The sequence below is a fragment of the Cohnella sp. GCM10020058 genome (assembly GCF_042683485.1).
Lineage (GTDB): Bacteria > Bacillota > Bacilli > Paenibacillales > Paenibacillaceae > Cohnella.
Genome location: NZ_JBHUJV010000011.1, coordinates 70,723 through 82,961, shown reverse-complemented (window position 1 = coordinate 82,961; position 12,239 = coordinate 70,723). Strand labels below are relative to the sequence as shown.

General features: G+C 60.9%; 6 protein-coding genes. All 6 read right to left on the bottom strand.

Annotated features, from left to right (window positions below; translation table 11 throughout):
• Positions 1-36 precede the first annotated feature (36 nt).
• A complete protein-coding gene (gene fusA / locus ACFSR7_RS21255) occupies positions 37-2,112 on the bottom strand; it encodes an elongation factor G (protein ID WP_378165081.1) in 2,076 nt (691 codons plus the stop codon).
• 36 nt (positions 2,113-2,148) lie between these two features.
• Positions 2,149-2,619, bottom strand: coding sequence for a 30S ribosomal protein S7 (gene rpsG, locus ACFSR7_RS21250; protein ID WP_090117920.1), 471 nt, complete (start codon positions 2,617-2,619; stop codon positions 2,149-2,151).
• Between the two features lie 57 nt (positions 2,620-2,676).
• On the bottom strand, positions 2,677-3,096 hold the full coding sequence (gene rpsL, locus ACFSR7_RS21245) for a 30S ribosomal protein S12 (protein WP_090117921.1): 420 nt from the start codon (positions 3,094-3,096) through the stop codon (positions 2,677-2,679).
• 153 nt (positions 3,097-3,249) lie between these two features.
• Complete coding sequence (locus ACFSR7_RS21240) at positions 3,250-3,504, bottom strand: L7Ae/L30e/S12e/Gadd45 family ribosomal protein (RefSeq protein WP_378165079.1); 255 nt, start codon at positions 3,502-3,504, stop codon at positions 3,250-3,252.
• 304 nt (positions 3,505-3,808) lie between these two features.
• On the bottom strand, positions 3,809-9,364 hold the full coding sequence (locus ACFSR7_RS21235) for a DUF5722 domain-containing protein (protein ID WP_378165077.1): 5,556 nt from the start codon (positions 9,362-9,364) through the stop codon (positions 3,809-3,811).
• A 113-nt stretch (positions 9,365-9,477) separates the two neighbouring features.
• Complete coding sequence (locus ACFSR7_RS21230) at positions 9,478-12,168, bottom strand: DUF5722 domain-containing protein (protein WP_378165075.1); 2,691 nt, start codon at positions 12,166-12,168, stop codon at positions 9,478-9,480.
• Positions 12,169-12,239 lie beyond the last annotated feature (71 nt).

Here is a 12,239-nt window from a genome sequence, read left to right as displayed (position 1 = left end):
CCTCAGGCCCCGCGGCTCGTCCGAATGCCCGAAAACTTAAGCGCCTTTGCTCTTGGAGACGATCTCTTCCGAGATCGACTTCGGCACTTCTTCGTAGTGCGACAGTTCCATGGAGAATACGCCACGGCCCTGCGTACCGGAACGAAGGACGGTCGAGTAACCGAACATTTCAGCCAACGGCACCTTGGCGCGCACGATGAGCGCACCGTGACGGGTGTCGCTGCCTTCGATGCGTCCGCGGCGGGAGCTGAGCATGCCCATTACATCGCCCATATACTCTTCCGGAACAGTTACTTCGACCTTCATGATCGGCTCGAGCAGGATAGGATTACACTTGTCCTTGGCAGCCTTAAGCGCCATCGAGCCGGCGATCTTGAACGCCATTTCGTTCGAGTCGACGTCGTGGTACGATCCGTCGAAGATCGTCGCTTTGATATCGACGAGCGGGAAGCCGGCAAGTACGCCGTTCTTCATCGACTCTTCGATACCGGCTTGTACCGGCGCGATGTATTCGCGAGGTACTACGCCGCCGACAACCTTGTTCTCGAACACGAAGCCGGAGCCTGCTTCGAGCGGTTCGAACTCAACCCAACAATGGCCGTATTGGCCGCGTCCGCCGGATTGGCGAACGAACTTGCCTTCGACCTTCGCTGAAGTCTTGAACGTCTCGCGGTAAGCAACTTGCGGCTTGCCCACGTTCGTCTCGACCTTGAATTCGCGAAGCATGCGGTCAACGAGAATTTCCAGGTGAAGCTCGCCCATACCGGCGATAATCGTCTGGCCAGTCTCTTCGTCCGTATGCGCACGGAAGGTCGGATCCTCTTCGGACAGCTTCTGGAGCGCGATACCCATCTTGTCTTGGTCAGCCTTGGTCTTAGGCTCAACCGCAAGCTGGATAACCGGCTCGGGGAAGTTCATCGATTCGAGGATAACCGGGTTCTTCTCGTCACACAGCGTGTCGCCAGTCGTCGTGTCCTTCAGACCGACTGCTGCGGCGATGTCGCCGGAGTAGACGATGCTGATTTCTTGACGGCTGTTCGCGTGCATCTGCAGAATACGGCCGATACGTTCGCGCTTGTTCTTCGTCGCATTGACGACGTACGAACCGGAGTTCAGAACGCCGGAATAGACGCGGAAGAACGTCAGCTTGCCGACAAACGGGTCGGTCATGATCTTGAACGCCAGCGCCGAGAACGGCTCCGTGTCGGAAGAATGACGAACCGTCTCTTCGCCGTCTTCGGTCGTGCCCTTGATAGCAGGGACGTCGATCGGAGCCGGGAGGAAGTCGACGACAGCATCCAGCATTGGCTGAACGCCCTTGTTGCGGTAAGAAGAGCCGCAGACGACCGGGAAGATGCGAACATCTACGACGCCCTTGCGAAGAGCTGCCTTGATCTCGGCGACCGACAGTTCTTCCCCTTCAAGATACTTCGCCATGAGATCGTCGTCAAGCTCGGCAACCTTCTCGACGAGCTCAAGACGCAGCTCTTCGGCTTGGTCGGCCAAGTCGGCCGGAATCTCAACCGTCTTCGGATCTTTGCCGAGGTCGTCCTCGTACACATAAGCGACTCGTTCGATCAAGTCGATCATGCCTACGAACCCGTTCTCTGCACCGATCGGAAGCTGGATGGCAACAGCATTGGCTTGCAGACGCAAGCGCATGTCGCGGACAACGTTCAGGAAGTCCGCGCCGATGATGTCCATCTTATTAACGTAAGCGATGCGCGGAACGCCGTAACGGTCGGCTTGACGCCATACCGTTTCGGATTGAGGTTCTACGCCTTCTTTGGCGCTAAATACGCCGACAGCCCCGTCCAATACGCGCAGCGAGCGCTCGACCTCGACCGTGAAGTCAACGTGTCCCGGTGTGTCGATAATATTGATGCGGTGACCTTTCCATTGAGCGGTAGTCGCAGCAGACGTGATCGTGATGCCGCGCTCTTGCTCTTGCTCCATCCAGTCCATGGTGGCGGCGCCTTCATGCACTTCGCCGATCTTGTGGACACGGCCGGTATAGAACAGGATCCGCTCGGTCGTAGTCGTCTTGCCTGCATCAATATGCGCCATAATGCCGATGTTGCGCGTATTTTGCAAGGAGAACTCTCTAGCCATGCAATGGTCTCCTTTCGTTCCCTAGTGTCCGCGGGATTACCAGCGGTAGTGGGCGTACGCTTTGTTGGCTTCAGCCATCTTGTGCGTGTCTTCGCGCTTCTTGACGGCAGCGCCGGTGTTGTTCGAAGCGTCGAGAATCTCGGCCGCCAGACGCTCTTCCATCGTCTTCTCGCCGCGGTTGCGGGAGTAGTTGACAAGCCAGCGCAGTCCAAGGGACGTGCGGCGCTCCGGCTTGACTTCGATCGGAACTTGGTAGTTAGCACCGCCTACACGGCGAGCCTTAACTTCGAGCACAGGCATGATATTCTTGATGGCAGCTTCGAAAACTTCCATCGGATCCTTGCCGGAGCGCTCTTGAATCAGCGTGAACGCATTGTAAAGCAGCTGTTGGGCTACGCCCTTCTTGCCGTCGATCATGATGCGGTTGACGAGGCGAGTGACGAGCTTGCTGTTGTATACCGGATCCGGGAGCACGTCCCGCTTCGGTACTGGTCCTTTACGTGGCATCTGAGTTCCTCCTTTCCCCTATCAATGATAAAGCCGAAATGTTCCGGCAGAATTATCTTACTTCTTCACCTTGGCGCGCTTCGTACCGTACTTGGAACGAGCTTGCTTGCGGTTGTTGACGCCTGCGGTATCGAGCGCACCGCGAACGATGTGATAACGTACGCCCGGAAGGTCCTTGACCCGGCCGCCGCGAATCAGAACGACGCTGTGCTCTTGCAGGTTGTGACCGATACCCGGAATGTAAGCCGTGACTTCTACGCGGTTCGTCAGACGTACACGCGCATACTTACGAAGTGCGGAGTTTGGTTTTTTCGGCGTCATCGTGCCTACACGCGTGCATACGCCGCGCTTTTGAGGAGCGCTCAGATCGGTCTCGATGCGCTTCAGGGCGTTAAATCCCTTTTGCAGAGCAGGAGACTTGGACTTGACCACCTTAGGCTCGCGACCCTTGCGGACGAGCTGGTTAATTGTTGGCATGTTGCCACCCCCTTCCCATGATTGCCTTGCATGAAACTAACGGCTACCGGTTCCCGCGGCGCGAAGCCCACAGATCCAGGCGGTTCATTTTGAGAAAAACGAAAGGGTCCGCCCGCTGTACTCCCCATACGAGAAGCGCGGTAAGGTCCCGGTTCATGCTCTCTCTACTACCACGGCCATCGCCGTACCGACATCGATTCCGCACTGTCTGCCGAGCTCGCGCATGGTGCTCACCTCGTGTAAGGGAACGCCGCGTTGCTGGCATAACTGCGCGATGCGGCCGATCAGGCGCGAATCTGCATCTTGCGCGACATAGACGCCGATGGCCTTGCCTTGTTCTACCATCTTGGTCGTCTGCTTGGTGCCGACTTTGACGTTGTTCGCGAAATGATGAGCCATCAAGTCCATCAAAACAACTCCTACGAAACGATCAAAATCCACCACGTCGGGCACACACATAGGCTATCTTAACACCTTGGTCGGGCAGTGTCAAGGAAGCCTTTTACGCCCGTTTCATCGCGTCCAAGCGCTCTGAACGTCTACGGGTTGCAATCCTTTTCGCGGCATCTTTAATGATTTCAATAACTATCGCGCAGGGACGAAAAGATTCACGATCGTACAGGCAAAGGCGACAGCTGCGCGCCGGCAAATGGGCCACGCAGCTGTCTTGGCGTTTAGTTCGAAGGAAAACGCGAGCTTTCGGCTTCGCTATCTATTCTTCAGCCTGGCCCGCATAAAGATATATTCGGTATAGAAAGACTGCCGCTTCAGCCCTCGTCGCGTGTTCGGCGGGACGAATTCGTCCGTCATAGCCTTGAACCAGTCCGGCGGCCGCGAGTCCCGCTATTCCTTCGCGGGCGTAAGTAGAGATCTCGCCGAAATCCTCAAGCTCAGGCTGATGTCCGGCTTCCGGCGCTTCCATTTTGCCGGCCAACCGGAGCGCCCGCGCCGTCATCGTCATCATCTCCTGACGGGATATGACTGCGTTCGGCAGGAAGCGACCGTCTCCGGTCCCGTTCGCGATGCCGTTCTGCCGCAGAGCGCCGGCAGCCCGGTAGAAGTAATCCCCCGGCTTCACGTCGGGGAAGCTTGGCCGCGTATCGCCCGCAAGCCCCAAGGCTTCGACCAGCATAACGGCGAATTCGGCTCGCGTCACGCCGCGGCCCGGCTCGAAGGCCTGGCCGCCTACACCGCCGACGATCTCTTTTGACGCAAGCGCTTCGATGCTGTCGCGCGCCCATACATGGCGCTCCAAATCGGCGAAGCTCTTCTTCGAGAAGGCCACCCCGAAACGCGAGAAATGGTCTGTCGTGAAGACGACTGCGCCGCTCGCCTTGTCGTATCGGCCGTTAGGAATCGTGTCCATTCGCCCTTGGGCATCTACGTAATACGCAATGATGGCACCCGGCGTCCGGAGCTCCTCCTCCGAAGGCGCATAAGGAATCGCTACCGTAATCCTGGCTTGCGGGTTGCGCCATTCTTCGGATACCCCGTTCCGAAACAGGACGAGGTCGATCAGCGGTCTAACGCCCGCTGTTTGCGCAGACGGCTGATCGAGCCGCGACCGATCGCCCGGGGACACCCGGATCGCGATCTCTTCGCCTGCGTCCTCGACCTTCCGTTCCCGCTGCAGCATGTCGGAAGGGATGGTTACCGTGCCGAGCGCGGTTTTCACGGATACCCGGCGGCCTCCGTCCCCTGCGGCGAAAAAGCCGGCCGGCAGCTTTATTTTATAGGAATCGACGCCCGTAGTCTCCGGCAGCTCGATCAGGACCGATCGATTGCCTCCCGCGCTCTCCGAAGCGGCATCGAGCGCCTTAGCCAGCGCTGCCGAATCCAACGTTATGTCCAGTTCCTTCGCGGCGCGGTCGAGCATCGCCGTAGCGATGCCGCCCGGTACCGCCACCTGCTGCGTCGACGGCTGCTCAGTTGTTGACGGAAGGTCGGGACCTCCTGGATTCTCCGGATCAACGGAGCCGACGACCGTTACGTTTATAGAAGTCTCGAACGCGCCGTATACCGCCTTGACGACAGTCGTCCCTACGCCCTTCGCTTCCATCCATCCGTCCGGGCTCACGGACAAAATCAAACCGTCGTAGTCTTCGTACCTGATTCCCGCGGATGCAGCCGTCACGTCCCGTTCGCTACCGTCCGACATCGCCGCCCGGATGGCCAACTGCACCCCATCCTGGCCGAGCGTCATCGTCTCCGTCGGCCTGGCAGCCGAGATACCGGTCGCCACGGGCGCCGCGGCGTCGGTGCGAATATGATCGATAAAGAAATAACCGCCCCAAGGCCCCGAATAATGAGCCGTATCCTTGCCTCGATAAGAGATCTCCAAGCGCTTCACGCGATCGCGCTCCGCGAACGCGGAGATGTCCGCGGACACGGTCGTCCAGCTGTCGCTCGCGATCTGCCGTTCGACCGCAAACGTCTCGCCGCCCTCCGACGTCAGCCTGATGCCGGCGATGTACGCCGAAGACGTACCGCCCCAGCCGAAGATGTCGAAGTCGATCTTACCGTATGGGCTCAGGTCGACCGGCACTTGGAACGTCTTTGTCACTTTGCTCTCGGTCGTCGCGATTTTGGCGGTCTTCGCCGCCTCCAACATATAGCTTCCCTGCTTCGCCGCACCCGGCGTGCCGTTCGAGGAGCCCCTTTTCACCGCCCCGACAGCGGAAGTCTCGGCCCCTGCGATCCACCCGTCCTGCACGCCGCCCTCGAAGTCGCCGAACACGAGGCGGTCGCCGTCCCGCTTGTAGTCCGGCACATAGGCTTCGGTCAGGTCGAATGCGAACGTCTGCCCGTCCGCCGTCACCTCCAGCTTGCCCTTCTGACCCGCGACGGGCACGATGCCGGCGACGATCGCTTCGATCCGCTCGTCCGCGCCGGGCTGCACGGACACCTGCGCGGCGCTCCGGTCGAGCGCGACGCCGCCCACTCCCTTCAAGCCGATCGCGCCCGCAAAGACGCGGTTGCCTCCGTTATGCACGGCGATCGTGAGCTTGTCGCCTGCCTGTGTCTGTCCCGGCCGCGGTAGCGGATCCAGCGCAACAGACACGCTCGAGATCGCCGCAGAAGCGGCCAGGGAGACGTCGTCCACCTGCAATGCGCCGTTCGTCCAGGCGACTTTTTCTGTCGGCCGCGCCCATATTTTGATGCGATCGACGGCACCGAGCCCCTCCCAGCCGGTCAGATCGATCGCCACGTCGTTCCAGGCCTCGGCAGGCGCGACAGCCGAGCCTTCGATCACGCGATTGCCGCTGTAGGCGCGGATCATGAACTCCGCCTTGGCGCCGCTCCCGATGCCGCTGGCCTTGACCGACGCCCGCACGACCGGCGTCGCCGACAGATCGATCGGAGATGCGAAGCTTCGGGTCACGCCCTTGAAGTCGCCGCGATACGTCCCCACGACGCGAGCCTTCAGGCTGGACGCGCCCGAAGCATGATCCGCCGTGTCCCGCTCCGCGCCCGACACATTGTCCGTGCCCTTCCAGCCGTCCGTGTCGGCCTCGAAGTCGCTGAGCGGCGCTTCGCCTTCAATGCCCGACGCCGCGCCCATCTTCGCCGTCTCCTGGGCCGGCTTGTGTTCCAGCTGCGCCGGATCGAAGCCGGGAATGGCCTCCGCCCAGTCGGAGACGCCAATGATCGCCTTGGCGAACGCCGTCGCCTCCAGCGACTGGACGGTATCGATCCGCTTGAATACGTCGTAGATCGCCTTCGGCTGGTCCGCCTCCGCGATCTGTCCCTTCATGTTCGTCCACAGCCCGAGATTGAGCCCGCCTTCGCCCGCATGGTCCACATGCCTGTGCAGGATGAAAGCGTCGATTCCCGTCAGCGACTTCACCTTGTAATAGGCGTAGGCATACGCCGCAGCCTGTATGCGCTGCTCCTCGGGCGTATTGCCGCCGCTGTGGAAGCCTTGCTCGGACAGGATGACGTGGCGCTGGGCGCCCTCGTACGTCATCGAAGCCAGCTGCAGGTATTGCGTCAGCACCTGCAGGTTTTTGAAGGTGATCCGCTGCGTGTCGAAACTGTCGGTCGCCGTCGTGTCCTCCCACGTTTTCGGATCGAACAAGTCCTCCGGATACGGATGGAAGGCGACGTTCCACGCATAGTCCCCGCCCTCGCGGGCCAGCTTGGCCAGCGCGTCCACGAGCGCTTTGTTGCTGTAGATCCATTGCGAGTCCGGCGATTGATAGTCGTTCCAGAAGTGATCGAGCGAAAGGTACACCCTGCCGCTCGCGTTCACGCTGCGCACGATGTTGTAGGTCAGCCGGAGCTGGCGCTCGTACTGCTTCACGTATTCGCCCAGCAGCTTCGGTCCCATGTTGTTCCACACCTTATTTTGCCCCACCTCGTTGCCGACGATATAGCCCGCCAGCCTGCCGTAGGCCCGGTCCGCGCGCGAATACCGTTCCGCGAGGAAGCGGGTAATCGCCGCGTAGTATCGGACGCCCGTCTCGTTCGTCAGATTGGGAGCGAACACGGTTCCTTCCGCCGTGGCGTCGGGATGAACGATGTCCTTGTTGGGCGAGTCGGGATCCGTCATCCCTGTACGGTACAGGATCAAAATCGCGGTCACGGCCATTTGATTGTCCGTCATCGATTTGATCTGGCTGTCCAGGCCGTCTACCGCGGTTTTTCGGAAATAATAAGTATGGCCCTCGTACGAAAAAGGAATCGAGGAGGCGCCGTGGTCGGTCAGCGTCAGCATTTCGTTGTACGCGATATTGATCGCGCCGTGCCGCACGCCCAGTCTCTCCGCGTCTGCGGGCAATTGCACCTGCAGCCCCTTGATGCTGTCGGTGACCGGGTAAGGCTCCCGGTTCGCGGCCAGCGCCTCCGGATTGGTCACGTACTTCGGCCCGTCCACCAGCGCGAACTCGCCGCCGTCCTCCAGCACGGCGACGAATTTGTCGTATGCCCGGTTTTTGTCGCCTTCGGCCGCCGGGAACGACAGGCTGAAGGCCGCTTCCGCAGCGCGCTCCGAGAGCGGCGTCATGGACGTGTAGTCGACCGATTTCTCGTCCGCGTAAAGGGGCAGCTCGTAAATGCCCACCTTCGCGCCCGGATGGGCGGACAGATAAGCGGCGTCCACGCTCCCCTCCGCTGTCGCAACCGGCGGATCGCCGGCGATGTTCAGACGCTCGAGCTTGCCTTGATACGCGTAATCGTCCACGTTGCGGAGCGCAAAGCCGATCTTGTCGATGTCCAGCGTCTTATCGGCCGCCGCTCCTTCCGGATAAATGCGGATGCGGTCGACGATGCCTTTCCATAGCGGGCTCGCCATCACCAATTCGTAATCCGCGAACGAAGCCGCGTCCGAGACCGGGAACGATTGCGACTTCGCCTCGTCCCAATTCGGATCCTCGCGCGTCGTCCAGGAGATCTTGAGACGCGAAGCGCCTGTGTCGCCGGCCATGCGCAGCAGGACGGCATTGCGCTTCGCTGCGTCCAGGGACAGACCGGGCGACTCGAGGTACGATCCCGCCGGGTCCGTTACCGTATAGATCAGCGAACCCGACGCAGCCGACTGAACGGCCGTTCCCGACGAGGCGACGAAGCCTTCGGCCGAGCCCGGGATATGAAAGTCCAGATCGGCGGCCGCCGTCGCGGCGAGCGAATCGATCTGCAGCCTGCCGTCCCAATATTCGTAGCCGGGATCCCCCGGGGACATGCCCGCCAGATCGTAATTCTTCATAAAAGAGATCGACATCCCGTCGATGCCGGCTCTGCCGCTCCATGCGCGGATATCGAAGTAGACGACGTTCCACTTGTTGGCCGCGATCCCGGCTATCGCCTCGAACGTATCGTCGCCGCTATGCAGCGTCAGCTTCACGAAGAAGTCGTCCTGCTTCCAGCCCCAGATGTCGACGGCGGCGGCGATGAAGTTCGCGTCCGACAGGTCGAGCGGCTCGTCGAAGACGCGCGAGACCGTGCGCCATTCGTATGCCTTGACCTTGCGGGGCATCACCTCGAGCGCACCCGCGCCCTCGAACGGCGCCCCCGGCGCGTTCAGCAGCGTGCCGGTCACGCTCGTCTTGTCCACGTTCGGGCCGGGCGTCCACAGCGCCGCTTGCGGCGCATCGTTAAAGTCGTTAATCATCCGCAGCGGATAGATGGCATGTCCTTGGTAGGCATCCTTCTCCGTCAACGCCGGCTCGTAGGCGCCGGCCAGCGCGCCTGACCCGCCGACCAGTTGGACCAGCATGGAAGCGATCGCAATAATGATGATTGCAGTCGTTCGAAATAAGCGATGTCGCATAAAGTCTCCCACCTTTGTTTTAGTCGGAAGCGCGCGCTCCGGGCGGCCCGCAAGCCGCAGTCGGGGTCGCGGTCGGGGGCAGGGTCGGCCCGGAGGCACGCTCTTTCGCATGGTTAAGCGCCGAAGCCGATCTGATCGACCTGATACTTGGCGTTCCAGAGCGCCGTCGAATCGGTACTGAACCATATCTTGATCTTGTCGACGCTGCCCTTGTATGGCCAAGCGCCCGCGTCCATCGAGAACTTGTTCCATGCGTTCGGCGTCATCATCGCCTTGCCCTCAAAAATATGCTTGCCACTGTAGAGACGCACGGTCACCTTGTACTGAGTGGCGCCCGGGCACCCGCCGTAGGCGTCGATCGCGAACTGGAACTTCGGAGCGGCAGTCGCGTCGACAGGCGCGGCGAACGTCTTCACGATGCCTTTTTCCGCCCGCGCGCCTCCGACGCCGTCGCCGGCCGTCGCCGTGTCCATCGTCACTTCCAGCGACCTGGCCCCCGCGAACGGCGTTCCGGGCGCATTGGCGAAGCTCGACGCGGTGGCGACGGACGTGGCATATTCGGATGCCGTCCATCCGTCGGACGACGTCTCGAAGCCCGATACGGCCAGAGAAGGCGCGATTGAACCGACGGCGGACAACGTTCCGGCCGCGGGGGGCTCGCGGTCGGCGAGCTGGGCGGCATTGTAACCGGGAATGACGCTCGCCCAGTCCGAGATGCCGATGATGCTCTTGGCGAAGCTCGCGACGGCTGCGGACTCGCTCGTATCGATTTTTTGGAAAACGTCGTAGATGTACTTGGGATCTTTGGGAGCCGATGCGGCCGATTTGGTCGGATCGCGCGTCCACAGACCGAGATTCAGCCCGCCCTCCTGGCCGTGGTCCACGTGCCGGTGCAGGATGAACGAGTCGATGCCACCGAGAAATTTGGCCTTATAATAGGCGTACACATAAGCCGCTGCTTGCGTTTTCTGGTCGGCCAGCGAGTTGCTGAGCGAATGGAAGCCCTGTTCGGACAGGATGATCCGGCGTTTGCTCCCGTTGTACAAGTAATCGGATGCGCCGATGTAGCCGGTCAGCACCTGCAGGTTTTTGAAATTGATGCGGAGCGTGTCGGCGGACGCCGTCGCGGTCGTATCGTTCCACACGGTCGGATCGAACAAGTCTTCCGGGTACGGATGGTAAGCGATGTTCCACGGAATGTTACCCTCCGCCCGGATGCGCCGGTTGAACTCGTCGAGCAGCGCCTTGCCCTTGTACGTACGGAGGGCGTCAGTCCCGACGCTGCCGTTCCAGAAGTGATCCAGCGAGATGTACGTCCGGCCGTTCGCGTAATATTTTTTGACCGCCGTCTCGGCAATGCGGTAGGCGCGGGCGTACTGTTCCACGAAATCCTGCAGCGTCTTTGATCCCATATCGTACCAATAAGCCTGCGAGTTCACCTCGTTGCCGACGATGTAATTGACCGCCCGCCCGTACTGTTGGTCGGCTCTCGTGTAGCGGCTCGCCAGAAACTCCATGCCGGCCTTCCAGTAACGGATGCCGTCTGCGTCCGTGACATTGATGGCGGCGACCGTCCCGCTGCCCGAGAAGCCCGGGTGCGTCAGCTTAGCGGTGATCGTCCCGCTGCCCGGATACAAGATGAGGATCAGACTGACGACGACGCCCTCGTCGGACAGCGTCTTGATGTCGCGATCCAGCTGCGTCACATACGAAGCGTTCAAATAATAGGTCGTTCCGTCCAAAACAAAAGGGACCGCGCCCGCCGCGCTGTCGGCGAACAGCTGGTTGAACGCGACATTCAGCGCCGCGTGGCCGATGCCGAGCTTCTGCGCGTCGTCGATCGTCTGCACCTGAAGTCCTTTGATCGAGGCGGCTGTCGGAAAGGCGTACGCATTGGCCGGCGCCGTCTGCGAGGTGATGTAAGTTGGGCTCGCAACCAGCTTTTTCGTGGCATGGTCGACGACGACGAACTTGGAATACACCTTGTCCCGGGAGCCGCCGTATCTCGCTCCGCTCAGCGCGAAGCTCGCGACGCCGCCGCTCGGCGCGACGGATTGCGTGGCCATGGCCGTATAGGAGGCGGTCATATCGTACTTTTCATAGGGCTGAAGCTCGATAAGGTCGAGCTGCGCCGACGAGGACGTCGCATACGTGCCGGATACGTCGATCTGCGTCGCCGAAGCCGTCGCTTGACCGATCGAGCCGAGATAGACGGCGGGATAGGCGGAAAAGCCAACGTTGTCCAGCTGATGCTTGCCGGCCCAGTTCGTCGCGAAGGTGACGGAGCGATAGGCGACCTCGATTTTCGTAATGGCCGTTCTGTAGCTCCACCCGCTTAAGTCCACGCTGAGCTCGTTCCAGCGGTCCCCCTGAATGGCCTGCGTGGATACGAACGTCTGGCTGTTGCTGTAAAACGTAATTCGCGCTTCGAACTGGGTGTTGGACGCGTCGATGCCGTAGGTGTTGAACGCGCCGTGGAAGTAAGGCACGGACGAGACGTTCAGCGCCGGCGAAAAATCGCGGTACACCGACCGCCAGGATGTGCCCGGCACGCCCGCCGTCGTCAGCTCGGCCATCCGGTTGCCCGCATACGGCGTCGTCGGCGCGTTGGCGCTGCTCGCCACATGGGAGAGCGCGGTCACGTTGGCTCCCCATTGCCAGCCGTCGGTGCCGCCTTCGAACCCGCCGATCTCGGTGTCCGGCACGGCGGCCGACGCCCGTCCTCCGTCTCCGGCAGGCAATAAAGGCAGCAGCAAAGCCAGGCAGACCGTCGCGGCCAGCCACCTTTTGGATATAAGCTTCATCACAAGCCTCCTCTTGATCGTGCTATCTATATAAAAAGAGCAAGCCGGCATCGGAAAAACCAAATGCGACT

Coding starts and splice junctions, on each gene's coding strand:
- fusA (WP_378165081.1), bottom strand. CDS start 2,112: ATGGCTAGAGAGTTCTCCTTGCAAAATACGCGCAACATCGGCATTATG.
- rpsG (WP_090117920.1), bottom strand. CDS start 2,619: ATGCCACGTAAAGGACCAGTACCGAAGCGGGACGTGCTCCCGGATCCG.
- rpsL (WP_090117921.1), bottom strand. CDS start 3,096: ATGCCAACAATTAACCAGCTCGTCCGCAAGGGTCGCGAGCCTAAGGTG.
- ACFSR7_RS21240 (WP_378165079.1), bottom strand. CDS start 3,504: ATGGACTTGATGGCTCATCATTTCGCGAACAACGTCAAAGTCGGCACC.
- ACFSR7_RS21235 (WP_378165077.1), bottom strand. CDS start 9,364: ATGCGACATCGCTTATTTCGAACGACTGCAATCATCATTATTGCGATC.
- ACFSR7_RS21230 (WP_378165075.1), bottom strand. CDS start 12,168: ATGAAGCTTATATCCAAAAGGTGGCTGGCCGCGACGGTCTGCCTGGCT.